Origin of the sequence: Sphingobacterium sp. UGAL515B_05 (genome assembly GCF_033097525.1) — a bacterium.
GTDB lineage: Bacteria > Bacteroidota > Bacteroidia > Sphingobacteriales > Sphingobacteriaceae > Sphingobacterium.
Genome location: NZ_CP109907.1, coordinates 1,292,464 through 1,317,326, shown reverse-complemented (window position 1 = coordinate 1,317,326; position 24,863 = coordinate 1,292,464). Strand labels below are relative to the sequence as shown.

The window sequence follows — 24,863 nt, the reverse complement described above, 5'->3', positions numbered from 1 at the left end:
TGCTAGAGAGAGAAGGACACACTAGAATTTGGTGACTTCGGCTTATCATTCCCATATCAAGTAGGGTAGAATTTAGCACCTTGTCAAGGGACAGGTTGCTAAGGCTTCATCGGGTCTATTCCCTCTGCCTTTCTCTATAAGCGACGCTAAGTTAGAACATTTCTTTTTGAAATGCAAATTTTTTATAAAAGTGCGTCAATTTTTTATATTCTACTAAGGATAAAATTGTTTTGTTCTTTTCTTTTCATCCATGATTTAGTGTATGTCCTGTTTCAATACGCTGTGTAGCATAAAAAATGGGGAATGACTGTTTCTCATTCCCCATGCTTTTAGCTTACCAAAAGTTTGTAACCTTTTCCGTGCACATTGACAATTTCAACTTTACTATCTTCTTTTAGATATTTACGAAGTTTACTGAGAAATACATCCATACTTCTACCCGTAAAGTAGTTGTCATCATGCCATATTTTTAATAAAGCTTCTTCCCGGGTCAGCACATCATTTTTCTTTAAACAAAGCAAGCGTAGTAGTTCCGCTTCTTTAGTGGATAGTTTTTGCATCTGTCCTTTGTAAGAAATTTGCTGACTTGTATAATCAAAGAAATAATCGCCAATTTCAAATTTATCAGCAACCACTTCCTCTTCTTTGTCTCGAACACTGCGTTTCAGCAAAGCATTGATGCGGAGCAATAATTCCTCTACTCGAAAAGGTTTTGTGATATAATCATCTCCCCCTAATTCGAAGGCTTCGGTTTTATCTTCCATCATCCCCTTTGCTGTGGCAAAGATAATAGGAACAGTATTGTTTGTTTTTCTGATTTCACGCCCCACTGTAAAACCGTCCTTTTTTGGCATCATGACATCGAAAATACAGAGGTCGTAGTTATTTTTTTTGAATTGAGAAATCGCTTCATCTCCATCCGTGCATAATGTGACGTCAAATTTTCCCTTTAATTCGAGATAGTCTTTTAAAAGATCCCCCAAATTAGGATCATCTTCTGCTAATAATATCTTTTGCATAATGATTATATTAATTTTCACCAATGTCCCTTGATGCTGATAAATCAGCTTTCCTCAACCTTTGAAATTTTTTAAAGAGGAAATATACAAAAAAGGAACGTTTTATTTTTTAATAGGCAAAATTACTTCAAAGGTCGTGCCCTTATCTTTTTCACTTTTAACTGTAATTTTTCCGTTCAGCCTTCTCAGGATATCCTGTACATAACTTAAGCCAAGACCAAATCCTTTGACATTATGAACATTTCCTGTTGGAATACGGTAGAACTGGTCGAAAATCTTTTGCAGGTGATCCCGGCTCATCCCAATACCGTTGTCGGCAATGGTGACGACAATGGTATCACCGACATTTTTTGATTGTATATTCACATGCAGATCTCCTTTGTTGTACTTAATCGCATTATCCAGTAGATTATAAAATACATTTGAAAAATGCAGCTCGTCACCAACAACTACATCTTTCGTTGCCGCTAGATCTATGGAAAATTTTCCGCCTATATTTTGCATCCTTAACTGCATACTGTCGGTAACTGCTGAAACAAGATCATTAATATGCACATCTACCTGGTCTAACTTTAATGTTTCCTTTTCCAATCGAGCTAGATCAAGTACACGTTCGATGTGATTTCCTAGCCTAACATTTTCGTCATAGATGATATTGGCTAATTTTTGAACACGTTTATGGTCTGCATTGATGTCGGGGTCTTTCAGCGATTCACTGGCAATCATGATGGTCGCAACAGGTGTTTTAAATTCGTGCGTCATGTTGTTGATGAAATCTGTTTTCATTTCCGAAACTTTCTTTTGTCTGAAGATGATAATCAATGTATATGCAAAACAACCCACCAATAAGAATAGGAGTGCAAGCATAGGCAGAAGCAGATAGCCCATATTATCTGCGATTATTGCCTTTTTATTGGGAAAGTAGATTGTTAATTTTCCTGGTGCAGCACCGATATCACCTTTAAATAGAGCAGTAGAGTATTTCGTTGTATTAGTAGGGTTGTTTAAAGCAGCCTCGTTTAGGATATTATTTAGCAATATATTGTTTGTACTCCATATTTCAATATTAAAAGGAGCTTTAATATCGCGTTGAGCCAACTCATCTTTGATCAGTTCCTGGACAATGATGACATTCAACCGATCCTTTAACGGACGCTTTGCTAGCTCCATTCCAATAGCAACATCTTCGATGTAATCTGCCTTTTTACCACCGAGCATAGCAACGGAGTCGTAAACGTTGAAACCGGACCAAGAATTCTTTCTGTTTAGCACATCGAGCCTTTTTTCCAAATCAGAGATGGTTTTTGCAAGTTTTGCATTCTCTCTTGGTGGTAACGTGGCTACCCTAAATTTTGTCTGTTGATTGACCAATGGGTCCATTAGTGGGATAACAAACCGCGTGCTGTCATCTTTCCCATTCACCTGATCATCTACTTTTGATGCATTTAACATGATAAAAGCCTGTACTAGATTATCGTCTGTAAGCTCATTTGAAACAGAAAATTTGATGTATTTCTGGTACTCTGGTCTTTTGATGTATGTTTCGTAAAAAGAATTTTTGATTTCAATTACATTTGGATACAATGCACGTAATTGGTCTTCTTGCTCTTTAAAGTTTGAGAAAATAACATGTTGTTTGTTTTTTAATTCTTCAACTCTATACTGTATTTCGAGTTGCTCGGCCAAAAGACGTTGTTTGGCTTGTTCCTGCTTGGATTTTTCAATGTTACGTTCCTGTTGAACTTTAGCAAAGTCAACAACTTCCCGTCTTTCAAGCTTTCCGGCAACTGCGGTAATCGCAGCATTGACAGACTCATCAAATAATTGGGATTTTTGACGATAAGAATCTCTCAAAAAATAGAATTGCATGGCCAATACACCGATAAGGGCTAGTGACATTAGTCCAATAATTAATACAATGCTATTTTTCTTCATTCGAATAGGGTATTTAATAAATGTATTTTAATTGTATCACAAAGTTTATAACATTTAGTTTGCTCACTATTTGCGTATTCAGCCCTGATGTTATTTTTTGTGTTCATGAGGGTTCGATAGCTCATTTTCTTAAATTGTTACAAATATAAAGATGCTAATGTGTTTTGAAGCTGTTTTAACAATGTTTAACAGCAACTTGTTTAAATATAGCTGTTGTTGTTTGTAAATTAGTGAATAGAAATAAATTATGTGCTGAATTGGTCTACTGATAAATTTAGTCTACGCGGTTAAGTCTGGCTGCTATAGAAGTGAATAAGCCGAGTATAACATATTCATTGGTGCAATTGAGTGCAGATACTCTTTAACAACTATATAGCGATGAAAAGTTATGTATTATTATTGGCATTATCTTCCATAGGAACAATTGCTTTGGGGCAGGTGAAGGTAAAGCCGCAGATTCCTTTGATGGAGAAAAAGGAAGCAAAGATGCCCGTCCTAAAATTGGACTCTTCTAATGAGAAGTACAATATGCCTATCAAGAACCTGAAGCGTGTGGATGGTTTAGCTCCGATGCCAGGAACAGAAAAAATGCCCAAAGAGGATGGAGAAATAGATAAGCCTCCGTTTAGACGATTGGAGGATTCACTCAAAATGAAGGACTTTAAATTAAAAATAGACTCCCTATATCCAAACAGACAAAAAAAATAGCGTTCTATTTAGAACGCTATTTTTTTTGCTTTTAATCCTTAATCTCCACTATAGTTGGGAAACACGGATTGTATTTGTTTTTCCTTTTTCGATCAACGGTGTCGAAGCAGTGTTGATAATGATAGATCCAGGTTTAACGTAGTTATTTTTTACAATAAATTTGTTAACATCATGGATAGATCCATCCGTGCTTTCAAACTTGTCGTAGATGAAGGTTTTAACTCCCCAAAGCAGGCTGAGTTGTTTGAGCAATTTTTGTGTTCCTGTGAAAACTAAAATATCTACATTTGGTCTATAACTTGTAATTTCAAACGCTGTTGCTCCAGAAGATGTCAATACTGCAATTGCTGACGCATTTGTTTTTTGAGCAAGATAAACCGAAGAAGCACAAATCGCATCTGGAATAAGCGTTCCATCGTGTATTTCACTAACCTTCTCATTATAATAAGGATAAGAAGTTTGTTCCACGTGAATAATGATTTTGCTCATTGTTTCAATAACGATTTCAGGGAATTCACCAACTGAAGTCTCGCCACTTAACATCACAGCATCCGCTCCATCCAATACAGAGTTGGCTACGTCATTTACTTCAGCACGTGTAGGACGTGGGGTAGTAATCATACTTTCCAACATCTGTGTTGCAATGATCACTGGTTTTGAAAGATCTCTACATTTCTGTACGATAATCTTTTGAAGCCCTGGCACCTCTTCCATTGGAAGCTCAACGCCTAGGTCACCACGAGCAACCATAATAGCATCTGTCGCTTCGATAATTGCGTCAATATTTTCAATCGCTTCTGGTTTTTCCACTTTTGCGATTACGCGTGCGTGGCTTCCTTTTGCTTCAATGATTTTTTTACATTGAAAAATATCTTCTGCCGAACGTACAAATGACATCGCAATCCAGTCTGCACCATGATCTAGCGCAAAGTTCAAGTTGTCTAAATCCTCCTCTGTCAACGACGGGATAGATACTTTTGTATTTGGTAAATTAACCCCTTTACGTGAAGTAAGGACACCTCCGTGTACAACTTCACAGGTAACTGTATCTTTATGGTTGGTCTCTAAAACACGAAGTTGAAGTTTTCCGTCGTCAAGTAAAATGATTTCGTTGGCTTCAACATCGTTTGGAAAGTTTTCGTATGTAATGTAGATTCTGTTTTCGTCTCCGATAAGTTCGTGTGTTGTGATTTCAACTTTTGAACCATTAGTGAGAACAGCGCCACCTTCTTTCATTTTTCCGATCCGAATTTTTGGACCTTGTAAATCGGCTAAGATGGCAACATTGAATCCTGTTTCATTGTTTATTGCATTTATAGTTTCGATTACCTTAAGGTGATCTTCCTGGCTGCCATGAGAGAAATTCAACCGGCACACATCAACCCCTTTGGCAATCATGTTGGTCAAAACTTGTTTGTCTGCCGAGGCAGGGCCTAATGTTGCGACAATTTTAGTCCTTTTTTGAACTTTTTCCATCTGATATTTTGTATTTTAAATGTTCTTCATTAATCACAACAAATAGCTCGCTATATTGTTGCGTTTTGTCAAAACTAAATCGAATTAATTTAGATCTAAACCGGGGTGTATTTGCTACACTAACCTACAGTTTGCTAAAATATGAGATTTTCTTTAGATTTCAATATTTTTGGTGATATTTCTTTTGCAATGACGACTTCCGGTAATTTACTGATCCTTTTGATAATAAGTTCCACATCATCCTCACAGATGTAATTTTTGATGATGATAAAAAAATCGAAGTGGGGGTTTTCTGGAATTAAATAAGTTCCTTCGATGCTCTTGTTGTTGATCAGGAAATATTCTGTGTCCGCATCGGGAATCAGGTAATGAAAAGCAGTGAAGTGATAGCTTGTTTTTTTCTTTGAGTCAAAGATAATGTGGTATTCAAGTTCTTCTTCGGTTTTATTTTTTTGTCGACCATCATGATCGTATTTGCTTTCTTTTCCTCTGGAAAAATTGAGGTTAGTCTCCTTGTTGATGAAATGGCAAAGTCGGTAATCTTTCAACGAACAGGTGATGGCGAGTAGGGTAAAATCCAACTCTTCATCCATGTCCATATCCAATCTTGCTACTAACTTATTGACCACTTTAATGTTTAAATATATGTTCCTCGGTTAACGAAGGTACTAATAATTTTAAGGTAGGAATATACTTTTTGTGTAAAATTTGAGTTAATTAGCTGAGCGTTTGGAATACAAAATATTTTTTGTTATACTTGAACTAAGTTAATATAGAGTGGGTTAGCTAGTATAAGACGCGAATAAGTTCGGTCGCCTAACATGGTGACTTTCATCTAAATATCAATTTAGGTTTGAATTTTGATGAAATTTATTTTTCTTTGCACAGATTTATTAAACAATTAAACTATAAAATCATGTCAGATATCGCTTCAAGAGTAAAAGCAATTATCGTTGAAAAATTAGGTGTAGACGAAAACGAAGTAACACCAGAAGCTTCATTCACTAATGATTTAGGTGCTGATTCACTTGACACTGTTGAGTTGATCATGGAGTTTGAAAAAGAATTCAACGTTGCTATTCCTGATGATCAAGCAGAGACTATTGGTACTGTTGGTCAAGCAATCGCTTATTTAGAAAAAAACGTTAACTAACTAATTTAATTAGGCTAATCGTAATAAATGGAGCTTAAAAGAGTAGTAGTAACAGGATTAGGCGCCCTTACACCAATTGGTAATACCGTCTCAGCTTACTGGGAGGCATTAATAAATGGTGTAAGCGGAGCTGCTCCTATTACGCATTTTGATGCGTCAAAATTCAAGACTCAGTTTGCATGTGAGGTAAAGGGGTTTGATCCACATGAATTTATGGATCGTAAGGAAGCTCGTAAAGTCGATCCTTTTGTCCAGTATGCTATTGCGTCAACGGATGAGGCAATTAAAGATGCTGGCTTAGATTTTGAAAAATTAGATACGAATCGTATCGGAGTAATTTGGGGATCAGGAATTGGAGGTTTGACAACGTTCACTGAAGAAGTTGCAAACTTTGCAAAAGGAGATGGAACACCTCGTTTCAACCCTTTCTTCATTCCTAAGATGCTCGTTGATATTGCTCCAGGACATATTTCAATGCGTCATGGCCTTCGTGGTCCCAACTTTTCTGCCGTATCGGCTTGTGCGTCGGCTACCAATGCAATGATAGATGCTTTTAACTATATTCGTATGGGAAAAGCAGATGTGATTGTTACGGGTGGATCAGAAGCGACAGTCAATGAAGCTGGAATTGGTGGGTTCAATGCTATGCATGCTTTGTCAACTAGAAATGACGATCCGAAGACGGCCTCACGCCCTTTTGACAAGGATAGAGATGGTTTTGTTTCGGGGGAAGGTTCAGGTGCCTTGATCTTAGAAAGCTTAGAGCATGCCTTGGCACGTGGAGCAAAAATCTATGCAGAGATTGCTGGTGGTGGAATGAGTGCTGATGCACACCATATCACAGCGTCACATCCTGAGGGCTTGGGCGCTAAACTAGCTATGACAATGGCTGTCAATGATGCAGAGATGGATTTTTCAGATATTGATTATATCAATGTCCATGGAACTTCTACACCTGTTGGTGATATTAGTGAAACTAAAGCTATTGTTGACCTGTTTGGTGAACACGCCTATAAATTGAATATCAGCTCAACGAAATCAATGACTGGACACCTTTTGGGGGCGGCAGGGGCTATAGAAACTATTGCTTCTATTTTGGCTGTCCAAAATGATATTGTCCCTCCGACAATCAATCACTTTACAGATGATCCGGAAATTGATAATAGGTTGAACTTTACATTCAACAAAGCGCAAAAACGTACTGTTAACGCAGCGTTGAGTAACACATTTGGTTTCGGTGGGCATAATGCTACCGTTATTGTGAAAAAATATAAACCTTAATGTTTGATCCTTCAAACATGGTTTGGTAATATGAGCTAGCGACAGGTTCTTTAATTAGGACTTGTCGCCTTATTTTTAGAAGAGATGCCTTTTGCAAGGATATATAAATTATATTTTTCACCAGATCGGGAATACGTTAGAAAACTAAAAAACCTGCTGGGATTTGTTCCCGGAAATGTACATCTGTATAAGATGGCCTTTCGACATAAGTCTGTCGCCGTTACAATTAAAGAGGGGGCAAAGAATAGCAACGAACGTTTAGAATTCTTAGGTGATGCTGTTTTGGGTTCGGTCGTGGCTGAACTGTTATTTAAGAAATACCCTTATAAAGATGAAGGGTTCTTGACTGAAATGCGTTCCAAAATTGTCAGTAGAGCGAACCTGAACCAACTTTCCCGAAAGTTAGGCTTTAATGAGCTTATTCAGTTTGATGCGCGAATGATCAGTTTTCCGAATAAACAAGGATCTTTGTTGGGCGATGCTTTCGAGGCATTGGTTGGTGCAGTCTATCTGGATAAGGGCTATGTCTTTACAAAAAGCTTTTTACTTCAGCGAATTATTAAACCGCACGTCGATATCCATCTTCTTGAACAGACAGAAACAAACTTTAAGAGTAGATTAATTGAGTGGTGTCAACATACCGGCAAAGAAATCGTATTTAGGCAAACAGACAACCCGGAAGGGGAGTCTTCTAAAATGTTTAGTATTGAAGCGGTTGTTGATGGTGTTGTATGTGGACTTGGACGTGATTTCAATAAGAAGTCCGCCGAGAAATCTGCCGCAGAGAAAGCCTGTGAATTCCTTAAAATTCTTGAAGTAGAATAGATGATTTTTATTCTTTAATTTATTTAGTCCCCACTAAATATTAACTTTGCCGGATATGGCAATAGTAAAACCTTCTTTGGCAAAAGGGACGCGTGATTTTTCGCCTTCCGAAATGATCAAACGCAATTATATTTTCGATACATTGAAAACGGTATTTAGAAAATATGGTTATAATGAAATACAGACACCTTCATTTGAAAATTTGACAACCCTCACCGGTAAATACGGGGATGAGGGGGATAAGTTGATCTTTAAGATTCTTAATTCGGGTGATTATTTGGCGAAAACGCCTGATAGCCTGCTTCACGATAAAAATTCCAATAAACTTATTCCGCATATTTCAGAGAAAGCACTAAGATATGATCTTACTGTGCCCTTTGCACGCTATGTTGTGATGCACCAAAATGATATTGCTTTACCATTTAAACGTTTTCAGGTACAACCTGTGTGGCGCGCAGATCGTCCGCAGCGTGGAAGATACCGTGAGTTTTATCAATGTGATGTTGACGTTGTTGGTTCAGAAAGTCTATTGAATGAAGCTGAGTTTATTTTGATTTATCAAGAAGCTTTTGAACGATTTGGGCTTAAGGATTTTAATATTAAAATCAACAATAGAAAGATTCTTTCTGGGATTGCTGAAATCATCGGAAAACCAGAACTGATTGTCGATATGACTGTCGCTATTGATAAATTGGATAAGATTGGACTCGATGGTGTGAACAAAGAATTGTTAGAGAGAGGTTTCGTGGAAGCAGATCTTGCTATTTTGAAACCTATTATTTTGTTGGAGGGATCCAATGCGGAGAAACTGTCTGCATTAAAAGCAATTTTATCAACTTCTACTGTTGGTTTAAATGGTATTGCTGAGATTGAGGAAGTATTTGACTATGTAGCCAAACTAGGTGCTGAAGAAAAATTGCTTCACACAATCATAGATCTGGATATTACATTGGCGCGCGGTCTCAATTATTATACAGGTTGTATTTTTGAAGTCAAGACGAATGAAGTTGCCATGGGAAGTATCGGCGGCGGTGGTCGATACGATGACCTTACAGGTATGTTTGGGCTAAAGGGGCTGACCGGAGTCGGTGTTTCCTTTGGTGCGGATCGTATCTATGATGTGTTGGAAGAGTTGGACTTATTTCCTATTGGTAAGGCCGACTCTACCAAACTCCTGATTATAAATTTTGATAAGCAACTGGAAGGTTATACCCTGAATTTACTCAATAAGCTTCGGAAGGAAAATATCGCTTCGGAACTCTATGCTTCTCCTGTGAAATTGAAAAAACAAATGGGTTATGCGGATGGGAAAGGAATCCCCTACGTATTATTAGTGGGTGACGAAGAGGCTGCTTCTGGGCAATTATCTTTAAAAGATATGGAAAGCGGGGAGCAGATAAAGGTAACCGAAACCGAGTTGATCCAAAAACTCCGATAACAAACAGTTTGTGTAAAATAGAATAAGCCAAATGATTATTAAGTCCTTTGGCTTTTTTATTTTCATAAGTTTTTGATTTATTTGATCGTGCCGTTCATTTATTTGTAATCAATTGCTATATACTTTAAATCAAATGTCTTAGAAGTGTCTTAAAGTATAAATAAAATTGATTTTTGAACAAGGAAATTCGTGCAAAATTATTAGATTTGTAGTCTAGAATAGTAAGAAAATCAAAACTTTGAAATGAGTTCAACACCTATAACAAAAGAGACATATTTGGAGTGGTATAAGTCTATGTTACTTATGCGTAAGTTTGAAGAAAAAGCAGGTCAACTTTACGGACAGCAAAAGATTCGTGGTTTCTGTCACTTGTACATAGGACAAGAGGCTGTAGTCGCTGGAACGATGTCGGTAATTAAACCTGAGGATTCTTTAATCACTGCTTATCGTGATCACGCCCACGCTTTGGCTAAAGGCGTTTCTGCAAATGCTTGTATGGCTGAATTATATGGAAAGATCACAGGTTGTTCAAAAGGTAAAGGAGGCTCTATGCACTTCTTCTCTAAAGAACATAAATTCATGGGTGGCCATGGTATTGTTGGTGGTCAGATTCCTTTAGGTGCTGGTATCGCATTTGCTGAGAAATATCTTGGTACAGATAATGTAAATATCTGTTATATGGGCGATGGAGCTGTACGTCAAGGTGCGTTCAACGAAACATTAAACATGGCAATGTTGTGGAAACTTCCTGTTATCTTCGTGTGTGAAAACAACGGTTATGCAATGGGTACTTCTGTACAACGTACAACGAACATGCAGGATATTTACAAAATGGGCTTAGGTTTCGATATGCCTTCTGCTCCGGTTGATGGAATGGATGTTGTTGCTGTACACAATGCGATGGACGAAGCTGTTCAACGTGCTCGTGCAGGTGAAGGTCCAACATTCCTAGAAATTCGTACATATCGTTACAAAGGACACTCAATGTCTGATCCCGCTAAATATCGTACGAAAGAAGAATTAGAAGCGTATAAAGACCGTGACCCATTGTTGTCTACTAAACATGCTATTTTAGAAAACAACTATGCAGATGACGCTTGGTTTGCAGAAGTTGAGGCTGATGTGAAAAAGGTCGTTGAGGAGTCGGTAAAATTTGCAGAGGAATCTCCTTATCCAACTGCAGATGAATTGTACAAAGATGTATATGTACAACAAGACTATCCATTTATTTTAGATTAATACTCTTTAACTTGATAATATAATAAAGAATGGCTGAAGTAGTAAGAATGCCGAAAATGAGCGATACAATGACCGAAGGGGTCATCGCGAAATGGCACAAAAAAGTTGGTGATAAAGTAAATTCTGGTGATTTAGTAGCTGAGATTGAAACAGATAAAGCTACGATGGACTTTGAGTCTTACCAAGAAGGAACTCTTTTATATATTGGTCCCAAAGAAGGCGAAGCAGTAGCTATTGATGCTGTTATTGCTGTTTTAGGAGAACCGGGTGAAGATTTTCAAGCATTGTTGAGTGGTGATGCACCTGCTGCTGAAAAAGCACCAGAAAAAACCGAAGAAAAAAAAGCAGAAGAAGTTTCTGGTCCAGAATCTTCAGCTAGTACTGTAACTCCCGAAGAATTGGGATGTACTGTTATTACAATGCCATTGTTGAGTGATACCATGAAAGAGGGGGTCATTGCGCAATGGAACTTTAAAGTTGGTGATACGATTAAATCTGACGATGCTATTGCTGATGTAGAAACTGATAAAGCGACTATGGAGGTTACAGCGTATGCTGATGGCACCTTGTTATATGTTGGTCTTGAAGCTGGACAAGCTGCAAAGGTAAACGACATCATCGCGATCGTTGGTCCTGCTGGAACTGATATCACACCTTTGTTAAATCAAAAATCTGCACCTGCAAAGGCGGAAACTGCTGAAGCTCCTAAAGCTGATTCAGCTGCTGCTGCTGCTGTAACTGCTGCACCGGTAGCATCGTCTTCAAGCGATGATTCTCGTGTGAAAGCTTCTCCTTTAGCACGTAAAATTGCACAAGAAAAAGGGATCAATTTAAGTGATATCAAAGGTTCTGCAGATGGCGGCCGTATTGTGAAGAAAGACGTTGAATCGTTTGTTCCTGTTGCTGCACAACCTGCGGAGACAAAAGCAGCAGCTGCTCCTGCAACAGAAGCAAAAGCAATCACTTTGCCTACATTTGTTGGTGAAGAGCGCTATACTGAAAAACCAGTTAACCAAATGCGTAAAACTATTGCGCGTCGTCTAGCAGAGTCATTGTTTACAGCTCCACACTTCTATTTGACTGTATCGATTGACATGGACAATGCAATGGCTGCTCGTGCGCAGATCAATGAGGTTGCTCCAGTAAAAGTTTCTTTCAATGATATCGTTGTAAAAGCTGTTGCAGTTGCCTTGAAAAAACATCCTGCTGTAAACTCTTCATGGCAAGGCGATAAAATCCGTTTCAATGAGCATACCAACATTGGTGTTGCAATGGCTGTTGAAGATGGTTTATTAGTTCCTGTTGTGCGTTTTGCAGATGGTAAATCATTGTCGCATATCTCTGCAGAGGTGAAAGATTTCGCTCAAAAAGCGAAAGCTAAAAAATTACAGCCTGCTGATTGGGAAGGATCTACATTTACAGTGTCCAACTTAGGTATGTTTGGCATTGACGAATTTACATCCATTATCAACTCACCAGATGGAGCTATCCTTTCTGTTGGTGCTATTCAAGCAGTTCCTGTTGTTAAGAATGGTGCTGTAGTTCCTGGTAATGTAATGAAAGTGACTTTGGGTTGTGATCACCGCGTGGTTGATGGTGCAACTGGAGCTGCATTTTTGCAAACATTAAAATCTTTGGTTGAAAATCCAGTAAGATTATTAGCATAATCCTTTAATAGAGGAATTAAAAGCCACTTTAGTAATAAAGTGGCTTTTTTATTGCCTTGTTTGATAAGTACTTTGTATTGAAAAGCTTATTCCTGAAATCCAGTTTTCTTCATTGCGAATTTGTTTGAGGTGCTGTGTGCTTTGTTCAACGTGATAAGAAAAGAGACTGCACTAAAAAAACGGTAACATATACGATAAATAACAATTATTGTAGGGGAAAAATTCGTTTTTTTATACTAAAATCTTCATTTTAGCATTATTATCAGTATGCGGGTCCTTCTATTACGAGCTTCAATAATTTGATATTATTTAGGACAAAGGAAACAGGAGGTATTTATTGATATATAATATATAAAACACAAAAATCCGGGAGACTTAGTATAGTGAAATTATTTTTTTTAAAGGGAATGGTTGCTCTTTTGTTTGTATCTACAGTGGCTTGTAGTTCAAAAGAGAAAAAACAGAAGGAAGCAGCGATCGCGCAGGCAAAAGTGGATAGTACAAGACTGGTCTATAATTCAAATAATGCAGATCAGAAGATTGACGCTTTTATGAAAAATCTACATTCAAAAGCTGCATTCAATGGGAATGTTCTTGTTGCTAAAGATGGTAAAATCTTATATCAGAATACATTCGGCTGGGCCAATTACTTAAAACGGGATAGTTTAAAAATTGATGATAAATTTGAACTCGCTTCCGTTTCTAAACCGCTTACAGCTGTCGGAATTTTAAAGTTAGTGGAGGCAGGAAAGCTGCGTCTTGACCAAACAATCAACGACTTCTATCCGGATTTTCCTTATCCAGGTATTACTATAAAGATGTTATTGACACACCGTTCGGGGTTGCCCAATTACGTTTATTTTTCAGAGGAACACTGGCCTGATCGTAAGAAGGGAATGACGAATCAGGATGTGATGAAAATGTTGACTGAATTTAAGCCCAATCGTTATGGTGCACCTGGAGGACGTTTCTTTTACAATAACTCTAATTTTATGGTCTTAGGGGCCATTATTGAAAAGATATCAAAACAAGATTATGCTACGTATATGAAAGATAGCGTATTCAATGTTGCTGGAATGATAAATACAGCTGCACTTTCTAAGGCAGTGTATGATAAAATTCCTACCAATGTTATTGGGCATGATAAGGTATGGCGAAGATCGGTGGTGCAAAACTTTCAGGACGGACCGCTTGGTGACAAAGGAATTTATAGTACTGTGCGTGACCTTTATCGTTTTGATCTGGCCCTGAGAGATGGACGATTGTTGAAGCAATCAACATTGGATTCGGCATATAGAGGATATCCGGATGCGAAAAAAGGAATTTTTAGCTATGGCTATGGTTGGCGTACGTTTGAGCATGGAAACGACCATATCGTATATCATACAGGTTGGTGGCACGGTTTTAGACATATTTATGTGAGAGATTTAAAGAGAAACATTGTTATTGTTTTACTTTCTAATATGACAAATGGAAGCCTGGTCAAACTGGACGAGCTTTATAAGATTATGGGAATGCCGGTATTACGTAAAAATGCGTATAGTAACCATGGCGATTTTATCATTGATGAGTAGTTTCTAAGTAATATTATTTTGATAAAATCATAGTCATCTTCGCTCTTTAGTTACAATAGGGCGTAAGTTGACTGTGGGTAGTGGGCGAGCAAGAGGTAGATATAAAAGGAATAAAAAGATGAAAAAAACATTGATTTTGGGTGCCAGCACCAATCCTTCGCGTTATTCGAATAAAGCTGCAAATATGCTGCATAAGCACGGGCATGATATCGTCAATATTGGCTTGAGTGGAGGTGAAGCAGCTGGAGTTCCTGTTGAAAAAAAAGGTGAGATATACACCGATATTGACACTGTGACGATGTATCTTGGTGAGCCTAATCAGAAGGAGTATTACGATTATATATTAGCGACGAAGCCCAAAAGAATTATATTTAATCCTGGTGCGGAAAATGCTGAATTAGAGCAGCTCGCTATGGAGCACGGTATTAAGACTGAAAGAGCCTGTACTCTTGTTTTATTGAGTACAGGGCAATTTTAGATTTTGGATTTCCGAAGTAGTTCAACGGATAGGTATTTTGTGATGAAATAGTTTGTAAGGCCTACAGTATTGCTGTCGAGATTTAGGCTTGAAACTTTTATGTCACAATGTTCCTTCAATATCGCCATGGTATAAGAATTTATGGCTTGCTGTATCGGAATAGTGATCAATTCATTTGCTTTTGCAATTTTTCCACCCAACACGATCAATTCGGGGTTGAGCAGTTGTATTAGCGATGCAAATGCCTTGCCTAGATTTGTTCCCAGTTTAGAAATCTGATTTATTGCAAATTGGTCCCCTTTATTTGCAGCTTCAATAATATGTGTCGGTGTTAAATGTTGTAATTCATCGGGTTGTAATTCATTTAATTTAGTCAGCTCTCCTTTTTTTATTTCCTGCTTGGCATTGTTAACCAGTGCAATTCCAGAAGCGACAGTCTCTAGGCAGCCTCTTTTGCCACAATAGCAAAGTTCACCGTTGTCGATAAAGGGCATATGTCCTACTTCGCCGGAGTAGCCATCACGGCCTAGATAGACTTCTCCATTGGACACGATTCCCAAACCTATCCCCCAATCCATTAGGATAATTAAACTGTTTTTTGTGTTTTTTGCCAATCCAAATTTCAATTCTGCATAAGCTGCACCTTTGACGTCATTCAGAATGAAGACCGGTTTTTTATATATGTGCTCAAAATAGTTTGTTATGGATTGATTATCGTCATGTAAAAAAGTCTCGTTGGTACCTTCTTCAGCGTTGATCAAGCCCGGCATACCAATGATAAGCCCCGTTAGGTTTTCGACATCAACTGATTTGTCGACCAGATATTGATCTATAATTTGTGTAATGCTGGCGAGATTTTCTGCATCGCGGGATAGTTCGTTGTCCAGCTCGATCGTTTCAGCAATTATGTTCTGGTTATTGTCCATGATGCTCATTGTAATAGAGAAACGTTGAAGTTCAATCGACAGCACTTGAAACAATCCATCACATAATTTATATAAATTGGGTTTGCGACCACCAATAGATTCTCCTTTGTCAAATTGACGGATAAAATCATCTTCCAGCAATTCTGCAATCAGGCTATTTACCGTAGGCAGGCTTAAATAGAGGTTTTTTACAATGTCATTTACCGATACAGATCCTAATTCGGCTATTAATTTTATAATGGAGAGTTTATTGAACAGATTTTTCTTTTCAGGTTTACTCTCCAATTTTTTGTTAATCAGTAAGTTTACGGCTTTAGTCATAAAACATCATATTTTGAAATAGAATCCTCAGGGCTTTAATTTAGCAAAAGTTTTGGAATCATTTGGTTATTTTTCTCACTTGACAAGCAAGTGGGCTAATTAGCAAAAAGGGGATAAGATTCCTTATCCCCTCTCTACGTATAAGTTTAGACTATTTGAGTTTTTTTACTCGAATATCTTTAAAGAATACTTCGGTACCGTGTCCTAAAAATCCGATATGACCAGAGGTTCGTTTAAGCCCAGGATGTTGTTTGCCATCCAGGGTTCCATTTTTGCTTGCCTCGGCGATATCCGCATCCACGATAACCGCGCCATTCAGTGTAACTTTGATGCGATTTCCTTTCACCACGATTTCCTCGGAGTTCCATTCACCTACAGGTTTTAAATGACCTTTTTTGGCAGGAACAACTCCATAAATTGAACCGTGATATTGGTATTGCTTCAAGTCTTTATAAACATCTGCACCATCATCAAGTACCTGGATTTCCATGGCCTCATATGCGGCATCTCCCTCCAGAGGAGCGCGTATTCCCACACCATTGTTGGCTCCAGGAGTTAATTTGAAGTCGAAGCGATAAATGAAGTCTGCATATTCTTCTTTTGTGTAAAGGTTTCCACCAAATTTTGCATTTGGATACACCCAGATATAACCTTCGTCATTGACGACATAAGCTTGGTTTTCTGTCCACTTGTCGAGGTTTGTTCCATCAAAAAGTACTTCAAAACCTTCTTTTTTCTCTTGATCGCTCAATTTAAAGATTTGTTTTCTTGGGAATTCCTTGATAAAAAGATCTCTGTAATAAACAACTGAACCATGCGCTTGTAACTCAATTTGTTCGGTAGGGAAAATTGATTGGTTTCTATCCCAATAGTTTTCAAGCGGAATATTATCGGTTACTAACTGTCCATTTAACCAAACTGTGACTTTATCGTCTACCATTTTGATTTTAAATGTATTCCATTCGCCAGTAGCGTTGTCGGCAACCTTCAATGGTTTGCTTTCATTTTTCTGGTTATTGTATAATCCGCCGGAGCCAACTTGGGCGCCAACTCTTGTATTTGCGATATCCCAAATTTGTACTTGTGGAGTACCTCTTAAGTAAATACCGGCATCACCTTCTATACCACCGTAGTTCTCCAATTTCCAGTCTACGAGCATTTCGAAGTCGCCGTATTGTTTTACAGTAGCGAGATTGTCGCCTTTACCACTAAATACGATTTCACCATTAGATACAGACCAGCCTTTACGCATGATATCGTCGGCTTTAGCTTGTTCTGCTGCTAAAGTTTTCTCGTTCATTTTACTGCGTTTGATCGGATCCGCTACCAAACCTTTCCAGCCACTTAGGTCTTTACCGTTGAACATCGAAACATAGCCTTCTTTGATTGGCATTTCAGCAAGATAGCGAACAACAGCTTCTTTAAGGTATCCACTTTCACTACCCGACAATTTACCGATTACTTGTTCAAGAACCTCTCTAACTTTTTTGCCATAGAACTTGTTGTCCATTGCAATGTTCATCGCTACATTGGCCGCAGTTCCGCCAAGTTGAGCGTCGTTCATTAAATCGGCGGCAAAAACTAAAGACTGGTATGTTCCTGTAGGTTGTAACGCCGATAATGCTGCTTTTTTCTGATCGGCTGTTTTGGCAACGTTAAATGCATCTCTTAATAACAAAGTTTTCTGTTCAGGCGTATTAGAAGAAGAAGAAATTGATTTAATTAATCCTTTGTAGACCGTATTGAAAAGATTGTCATCTTTTTCTGTTCGGGACAGCGATACTAATTCTGGCAGTGCGTTGGAGGTAGACCATCCAGCCAAAGACTCAATTGCTGCAGACCGTAGACCTGTATTAGTGTTGTTAAGGTAGGCAGTTACAGCTTTCAATGACTGGGTATCACCAAGTCCAGCAAAAATAGGGAAATACTTAGCGGTATTAGGTGCTGCAGACTTCGATATATTTGCAGCTAGTTTTTCTGTCAATCCTTTTGAATTTGTGCTTGACTGAACCACATTGACAATGGCACGTTGCAATAGCACGGCAGATTTATTGTCTGTCGTATTGTTTAACCTACTGAATAGTTCTTCTAAATCCGATTCTTGAGCTACATTTGGGAGTGCTTTGTTGATTGCTTCTTCGACAGCAGGGTTTGAACTCTTTATGGCCAATACAGCTTTGGATGATGCATTGTTGGAACGTTTACTTAAAATATCCAGCAATTGAATCTTTTTGTCGTCGTCTACAGTGGCAAGTGCATTGTTGACGTCAGTAACGACATTTGCATCTTTCGATGAAAGGATCAATGCTTTTACCGAATTATTGAATTGTTGATCAGCGTTGAGCGCCTGGATTAAGGTATTGGTTTCTTTACCCTGAGATAGTGTGTTTAGCGCACTTAATCCAGCTAATTTAGTTACTGGAGACTGCGTTTTATTTACTAATGCCTGGATTAGTTTTAAGCTGCTTGCCGAACCATTGTGGGCTAAGTAGTTCAATACACTTTCTTGCACTTCAGGCGTACCCTTGCTTGCTAAAGCAAGCAAGCTTTTTGCGTCGGCGCCTTTTCCGTATTTTCCGAGTAATTGTAATGCAATGTTACGGTAAGCACCGTTATCGCTCTTAACAGCTGCTAACAAATTCTTTTGTTGTTTCGCTGGGTCGATGGTTGTCAATAATTTAAGCGATGCAATTTGGCCGTTGATCGATTTTACTTTTTGAGATTCCTGGAAAAACTTGTTTAGGAACTTAACCGCATCTTGGTCGTGTTTATTGTCGATCAATGCTTGAGCATAGTCAATACCAAGTCCTACTGCATCCAATTTGTCATAGCTATAGCCGGCAGCATTTAGTTTTTCCTGGAATAGCGGTTCTGAGGCTGTACCTCCGATTTTGCTCAACGCAATTAATGCCGTCCGCTGGAAGCTATCCGAATTATATTTTTGCGTTAATCCTAAAATGGCACTTTCAGCATTTTTATCTTTTAGATCTCCGAGTGCTGTAACCAGGGCAATGGCAGTTTTCTCTGTTGTGGATGCTGCTAAAGCTTTTTCTAAGGCTGCTGTTGATTCAGGGGTACGAATAGATACTAGGGTTCTCGCTGCTGCATCTGCAAGATAATCGTTTGTCAAACAATTTGCGACAGCAGGTATAGCTGTATTATCTGCACATTGGCGTAACAGGCGTAGGGCAAAGACTTGATTTGTTGGTTCACTCAATTGCGCTATGGATTTTGCCAATCCTTCAACAAACACTCTTTTCTGCTGTTCTTTACCTGGTTGGTTTACATAAAACGAATAGCTGTTTGCCGCAAATTCTATCGGAGCATTGTTGCTACCTGGTGCTTTAAGTCCTTTGAGGAACGTAACGACATCATCAGAAGAAAAACCTTCCAGCTCATGCATGGCAAGTAAAAACTTTTCTTTTTCTTCGGCAGGCTGTTGTGCCAATACGTCTGCTATTTTAGTTGCAGTCGTTCTATTTTGTGGTTGCTGAGCGTAGGTTGCACTAGATATAAGAAGCAATACGGTCAGCGAATTGAATATTCTTTTCATTAGGATATCTTTTTAAATAGACCAAGGGCCTCTCATTGGTTGGTGAATTAATCTATTTGCGGCGTCGTCATTAATAAATAGCTCATTTTGGGAGTCATATTTTAGTGATCTGTTCAGTCGCAATGCTGCTAATCCCATGTTGACCAAGGTACAAGAACGGTGTCCATTGATTTCATTCAGTGCAAACTTTTCTCTTGTGCGAACGGATTCCAAGAAGTCAGTAATCTGTGGTGCAGGTTCAGGATACTGTGCAAGTTTTCTCTCCAAATCTGGTATATCTGATTGAAACCCTCTATATAATTTACCTTTTGGACCTTCAATATAGGCTGCCTTTTCATCTTTCGCTTCACCGTCTAGAATGATCTGACAACCATCGGCATAGGTAAATGTAATTCGTCTCCACGTGCCCACGGCATCCGGATGTTGCTGCGGAGCATCAACGTCGACGGTAATCGGGCTTTCGTTGTCTTTACCTAAGAAGTATTGAACAGGATCCATATAATGTTGCCCCATATCTCCTAGACCGCCACCATCATAATCCCAATATCCTCTAAAAGTGGTATGTACGCGGTGTTTATTGTAAGGCTTGTATGGCGCCGGACCTAACCAAAAATCGTAGTCAAGTTCAGCCGGTACTTTCTCCTCTGGTAAATTTTCCTTTCCTACCCAATAGAACTTCCAGTCAAAGCCGGTATGTTTGCTTATCGTAACTTTCAAAGGCCAACCTAACATGCCAGTATCAACTAATTTTTTGATTTTGCTTACTGGAACATTCATTCCATAAAAATCATCCTTGAAACGAAACCAGGTATTTAAACGGAAGATATTGCCATGTTGTGCAATGGCTTCTTTCACTTTTTTACCTTCACCGATAGTACGTGTCATTGGTTTTTCACACCAGATATCTTTTCCTGCTTTTGCCGCTTCGATGGACATTAGTCCATGCCAATGTGGCGGAGTAGCAATATGCACAATATCTACTTCCGGAGATTTAATCAACTCCCTAAAGTCATGGTATTCCTTCACACCACCGCCTAAGTCTGCTTGTGCTGCCGCTAGATGGGTTTTGTCCACATCACAAATGGCTACTGTTTTAGTTCCGGCGTAGCCAAAGTGTCCACGGCCCATATTGCCGACACCAATTACACCTTTGGTTAGATGGTCGCTCGGAGCAAGATAGCCCTGTCCTCCGAGTACAAAGCGTGGTACAATTGAAAATGCCGCAGCACCGACCACGGATTTTTTTATGAAATCACGCCTTGATGAATTCTGTTCTTTCATTTTGGTTGGATTAGTTGTTTTATAATTGATCCACTATTAGGCTGTTAAAAATAACGGCATTGGATATTTAATCTTAAAAATAAATAAAAAACTGATAAATGTAAACTGATAACTAAAATTTTACGTATTGTTTATTTGTGTTTTATTAAAAAATAACAAAAGAGCACTATTGAATTCATTTCTTTCATATATAGCTACCCCAATATTGCCTATGCTGTGTTGCTTTATCTACTAAATTGTTACATTTCAGTGTGGTAGCTATTCGATGTGGTGGACAGAAAAGGACTCGAATCTCGATTTTCCTCAATCGTTTTCGTAAAAGAGGCTTGATTTCAGGAGAATAATCCAGCATCTTTATGGTCGCTCTGATAGCATTGAATCCTAATGATGAATCTAAGAATACTGTTTTTACTCGTTTGCATCCTATGCCAGCCATTTGGAGGATCAGCTCAATATAGAATTCCAGTGTTGGGCCATACGATTTATGAAGGTGTGTTTACTGGAAATGGTCTCCTGGGAACGATGACCTACTTAGCTGGTAAGAATTCGATGCGTGTGGATATTGGAAGAACTGATATTTATGATCATCGAGCGAATTCGGCCGATAAATTGTTTGATCAGGCGCGTATGTCGTTAGGTCATTTTGAATTGGCATTAGAAAGCCCGATTGTGCAGGCACAAGGAGAAATTCATTTAAAAGACGCCTATGCTGAGGCGAAAGTCAGCACAGGCCAAGGGATGGTGAGAATTCGGACGACCACCTTATCAAATGACAACATTATTTTGCTAGAGGTATTTAAAAAAGATTTTAACGGGAATTACCAGCTTACATGGAAGCCCGACGAAGCCATCAGTCCAAGGATGGGATTCAGCTATACGCAAAAACCGAAAAACTATCCGACAAATCCAAAAGGAAGTTTTGGCACGCAAGGCGAAACAAAATATTTTGATCAGCCTCTTCTAGCTGGTGGAGGGTATGTGACGGCTTATTGTGGCCGATCCAGCAAAGAAGTGGATACCTATTTAATTACCGTAGATTATAACCAGCAGGGAACCGCTTATGTCAAAAAGGCGATCAATTATGTTCAGAATTTTAATGAACAAAAGTTAACGAAGGGACTGGCATCCCATCGTAAGTGGTGGACAGACTATTTTGCAGCATCTACACTGGAGCTGCCAGATACGGTTTACCAGCAGTTTTATGATATGCAACTGTATAAGCTTGCCAGTGCAACAAGGTCAGATAAACCCGCTATGGATTTACAGGGACCCTGGACAAGTTCAACTCCTTGGCCAGCGTACTGGCTTAATCTTAATATGCAACTTGCTTATTCTCCTGTTTTCAAAGCGAACCAGCTCGGCATTGCAAACTCGTTGATTCAGATGATTGATCGGAATAAAGATAATTTAAGACAAAATGTTCCCGAGCCTTATCGCTATAACAGTTTGGCTGTAGGTCGCTCCTCGGGGCCAAGCTTATGGAGTCCTGTTCTTCTGGCAAAAAATGTTTCATTGGATGCGGCTTCCGATGGAGAAAAGGAGCTAGGGAATCTCGTATGGCTGTTGCATAGTTATTATCAATATTATCGAGCGACCCTGTCGCAGGAAGTATATGATCGTTTATTTCCGCTACTGAAGGAAGCGATAAATTATCATTTGCACTTATTGGAAAAAAATCAAGCAGGAAAATACCATATCGGTGTGAAAACCTATTCACCAGAATATTCAAAAGGGTATGCTTATGATACAAATTATGATCTTTCTATTTTCAAATGGGGGCTCAAGACGCTTATTGAGCTGGATCAAGAAAGAGGCGGCAAGGATAAACTTCACGCTGTCTGGAAAGACGTATTGGCCAACTTGATTGATTATCCACAAGATGTCGATGGCTTTATGATCGCAAAAGATCTTCCCTATGGCGAATCGCATCGTCACTATTCGCATCTAATGATGATTTATCCTTTTTACGATATAAACTGGGATCAGGTAAATAATCAATCTCTTATTGAGCGCTCTATTGCACATTGGCAGGGCAAAAAGCAATTGTTGCAGGGCTATTCATTTACGGGGGCTGCCTCTATGTATGCCATGATGGGAAGAGGAGACTCGGCTTTGGCTTCGCTGGATGTGCTATTGCAGAAATATATTAAAGCCAATACACTATATGCTGAAAGCGGTCCGGTGATAGAAACCCCACTGGCAGCGATGGCCAGTATTCAAGAATTGTGTATGCAGTATTGGAATGGTGTATTACGCGTGTTTCCTGCTATTCCTCATAAATGGAAGAATGTTTCCTTTACCAATTTTTTGACAGATGGTGGAAATCTCGTATCAGCAGAGCGGAAAGATGGAAAAACAGCCAGCATCCGGATCAAAAGTCAATATGGAGGTCGTCTACGATTAAAATCCGATATCGGAATACCAGAGGTAAAGATACAAGGAAAAGGTACGTTTGATATAAGGAAAGACGGAATAATTGATCTGAATCTTGATAAGGGGGCAATCGCTTTGATTAGTGTACATTGATAAAAGGTAAGTTAAAGAAACTACGGTGAGGTCAATTGCTTAATATTCCTCGATCAATTGAAATAAAGAAAAAGAGCGGATTATTTAGGTATAGAATTAAAGCGCTAATGCGCTGACCAAATAAAAATAAAAGACTAGAAAATAATGAAATTAAAACAACTTTCCGTGTTATTATTGGCCATTTTGGGTACTTCGACTGTCCTTCAGGCGCAAACGGCAAAACCGAATCTATCCAAAGCGTTTATTCAGCAGCAGTTAGATGCTGCAGCGAAGCAAATCAAAGTCCTGGCGAACGAAACTCCGGCAGAAAAATTTCCAAAAACTTTCGAAAATGGCAAAGAGGTATTTTCTTCGTCGAGCTGGTGGTGCTCGGGGTTTTATCCAGGAACATTGTTGTATTTATATGAAGGTACCAAAGATGAAGGGCTATTAAAGAAAGCAACCGAGAAATTGACCTATCTAGAAAAAGAAAAGAACAACAAGGGTACACATGATTTAGGGTTTATGTTATTCTGTAGTTTTGGAAACGCACTGCGTCTCACGGGTGATAACCAAAAGTATGGTCCAGTACTCAGCACCGGCGCCAATTCCCTGGCATCTCGCTATAGTCCAACTACCAAAACGATCCGTTCTTGGGATCACGGATCATGGCAGTATCCGGTTATAATCGATAATATGATGAACCTGGAGTTTTTGACACAGGTGTCTAAAATGACTGGAGATAAGAAATTCTATGATATTGCGGTATCGCACGCTGAAACAACCTTGAAAAATCACTTTAGAAAAGATTATAGTTCATACCATGTAATCGATTATAATAAAAACACAGGTAAGGCCATTGGTAAAAAGACCCACCAAGGCGCATTTGATGAATCGGCATGGTCAAGAGGACAAGGATGGGCGCTGTATGGTTATACCATGATGTATCGCGAGACAAAGAAGAAAGACTTTTTGAAGCAGGCCCAGCAAATCGCGAAATATATCTTAAACAATCCGAATCTGCCTGCTGATCTGGTTCCCTACTGGGATTTTGATAAAGATAAAATTGCGCAGTCAGATAAAATGTATCCGAATAAGGATCTACGAGATGTGTCTGCGGCGGCACTATATGCATCAGCTTTGTTAGAGCTCTCACAATATACAAAAGGAAGCGAAGCCCTAAATTATTTTGAAAAAGCAGAAACGATTCTTAAAAACCTGTCCAAGGCCCCTTATCTGGCACCTTATGGTCAAAATGGAGGTTATATCTTACAACATAGCGTTGGAGCGCTACCGTTAAATTCGGAAATCGATGTGCCGTTGACCTATGCCGATTACTATTATGTGGAGGCCCTGGTCCGATACCAACGCTTATTGGCGGGCGAACCAATGATTAAAGAGATTGCTAAATAAGGTTGTCAATAGTTAAAAGCTTATTTTAGCGGGACCAGATCGTTTAAAAAATGATTTGTTTTAAGTAAGAC

Annotated in this window: 18 protein-coding genes and 1 riboswitch; of the genes, 11 read left to right on the top strand and 7 right to left on the bottom strand. The window is 38.8% G+C overall.

Going from position 1 to position 24,863, the window contains the following annotated elements; all coding sequences use genetic code 11:
* Positions 1–39: 39 nt before the first annotated feature.
* Positions 40–143: riboswitch (SAM riboswitch) on the bottom strand.
* 186 nt (positions 144–329) lie between these two features.
* Together OK025_RS05360 and OK025_RS05355 are read right to left on the bottom strand one after the other, a co-directional pair.
* Positions 330–1,019 (bottom strand): response regulator transcription factor, encoded by a 690-nt coding sequence (locus OK025_RS05360; protein ID WP_172840643.1) that lies wholly within the window; start codon positions 1,017–1,019, stop codon positions 330–332.
* Positions 1,020–1,121: 102 nt separating this feature from the next.
* Positions 1,122–2,954 carry a HAMP domain-containing sensor histidine kinase gene (locus OK025_RS05355; RefSeq protein WP_317668586.1) on the bottom strand — a complete coding sequence of 611 codons (1,833 nt, stop codon included), beginning with the start codon at positions 2,952–2,954 and terminating at the stop codon, positions 1,122–1,124.
* Positions 2,955–3,332: 378 nt separating this feature from the next.
* Between OK025_RS05355 and OK025_RS05350 the strand changes: the two genes are divergently transcribed.
* Positions 3,333–3,662 (top strand): hypothetical protein, encoded by a 330-nt coding sequence (locus tag OK025_RS05350; protein WP_317668585.1) that lies wholly within the window; start codon positions 3,333–3,335, stop codon positions 3,660–3,662.
* A gap of 48 nt (positions 3,663–3,710) precedes the next feature.
* Here OK025_RS05350 and pyk read toward each other — a convergent pair whose 3' ends face one another.
* Positions 3,711–5,138, bottom strand: a complete 1,428-nt coding sequence (gene pyk / locus OK025_RS05345) for a pyruvate kinase (protein ID WP_317668584.1) — start codon at positions 5,136–5,138, stop codon at positions 3,711–3,713.
* Positions 5,139–5,272: 134 nt separating this feature from the next.
* Positions 5,273–5,767, bottom strand: a complete 495-nt coding sequence (locus tag OK025_RS05340) for an IPExxxVDY family protein (protein ID WP_317668583.1) — start codon at positions 5,765–5,767, stop codon at positions 5,273–5,275.
* 287 nt (positions 5,768–6,054) lie between these two features.
* On the opposite strand from OK025_RS05340, the gene OK025_RS05335 reads away from it, so the two are divergent.
* The 8 genes from OK025_RS05335 (at position 6,055) to OK025_RS05300 (ending at position 14,793) form a co-directional block, all read left to right on the top strand.
* A complete protein-coding gene (locus OK025_RS05335) occupies positions 6,055–6,291 on the top strand; it encodes an acyl carrier protein (RefSeq protein ID WP_028070665.1) in 237 nt (78 codons plus the stop codon).
* Positions 6,292–6,318: 27 nt separating this feature from the next.
* Positions 6,319–7,572 carry a beta-ketoacyl-ACP synthase II gene (gene fabF, locus OK025_RS05330; protein ID WP_317668582.1) on the top strand — a complete coding sequence of 418 codons (1,254 nt, stop codon included), beginning with the start codon at positions 6,319–6,321 and terminating at the stop codon, positions 7,570–7,572.
* Positions 7,573–7,656: 84 nt separating this feature from the next.
* Complete coding sequence (gene rnc, locus OK025_RS05325) at positions 7,657–8,397, top strand: ribonuclease III (protein ID WP_317668581.1); 741 nt, start codon at positions 7,657–7,659, stop codon at positions 8,395–8,397.
* Positions 8,398–8,452: 55 nt separating this feature from the next.
* Positions 8,453–9,835 (top strand): histidine--tRNA ligase, encoded by a 1,383-nt coding sequence (gene hisS / locus OK025_RS05320; RefSeq protein WP_317668580.1) that lies wholly within the window; start codon positions 8,453–8,455, stop codon positions 9,833–9,835.
* Positions 9,836–10,078: 243 nt separating this feature from the next.
* On the top strand, positions 10,079–11,074 hold the full coding sequence (gene pdhA / locus OK025_RS05315) for a pyruvate dehydrogenase (acetyl-transferring) E1 component subunit alpha (RefSeq protein ID WP_046674850.1): 996 nt from the start codon (positions 10,079–10,081) through the stop codon (positions 11,072–11,074).
* 29 nt (positions 11,075–11,103) lie between these two features.
* On the top strand, positions 11,104–12,741 hold the full coding sequence (locus OK025_RS05310; protein ID WP_317668579.1) for a 2-oxo acid dehydrogenase subunit E2: 1,638 nt from the start codon (positions 11,104–11,106) through the stop codon (positions 12,739–12,741).
* A 383-nt stretch (positions 12,742–13,124) separates the two neighbouring features.
* Positions 13,125–14,315, top strand: a complete 1,191-nt coding sequence (locus tag OK025_RS05305) for a serine hydrolase domain-containing protein (protein ID WP_317668578.1) — start codon at positions 13,125–13,127, stop codon at positions 14,313–14,315.
* 118 nt (positions 14,316–14,433) lie between these two features.
* Entirely contained in the window at positions 14,434–14,793 is a 360-nt protein-coding gene (locus tag OK025_RS05300; RefSeq protein WP_317668577.1) for a CoA-binding protein, read from the top strand.
* Here the strand turns inward: OK025_RS05300 and OK025_RS05295 are convergent.
* The 3 genes from OK025_RS05295 to OK025_RS05285 form a co-directional block, all read right to left on the bottom strand.
* Positions 14,790–16,040, bottom strand: a complete 1,251-nt coding sequence (locus tag OK025_RS05295) for an ROK family transcriptional regulator (RefSeq protein WP_317668576.1) — start codon at positions 16,038–16,040, stop codon at positions 14,790–14,792. The genes OK025_RS05300 and OK025_RS05295 overlap by 4 nt on opposite strands.
* A 151-nt stretch (positions 16,041–16,191) precedes the next feature.
* Positions 16,192–19,593 (bottom strand): DUF1080 domain-containing protein, encoded by a 3,402-nt coding sequence (locus OK025_RS05290; RefSeq protein WP_317668575.1) that lies wholly within the window; start codon positions 19,591–19,593, stop codon positions 16,192–16,194.
* A gap of 12 nt (positions 19,594–19,605) precedes the next feature.
* Complete coding sequence (locus tag OK025_RS05285; protein WP_088160080.1) at positions 19,606–20,874, bottom strand: Gfo/Idh/MocA family oxidoreductase; 1,269 nt, start codon at positions 20,872–20,874, stop codon at positions 19,606–19,608.
* Between the two features lie 384 nt (positions 20,875–21,258).
* On the opposite strand from OK025_RS05285, the gene OK025_RS05280 reads away from it, so the two are divergent.
* Positions 21,259–23,400: a glycosyl hydrolase family 95 catalytic domain-containing protein gene (locus OK025_RS05280; protein WP_317668574.1), complete on the top strand. Its 2,142-nt coding sequence runs from the start codon at positions 21,259–21,261 to the stop codon at positions 23,398–23,400.
* Between the two features lie 144 nt (positions 23,401–23,544).
* Entirely contained in the window at positions 23,545–24,792 is a 1,248-nt protein-coding gene (locus OK025_RS05275) for a glycoside hydrolase family 88 protein (protein WP_317668573.1), read from the top strand.
* Positions 24,793–24,863: the final 71 nt, after the last annotated feature.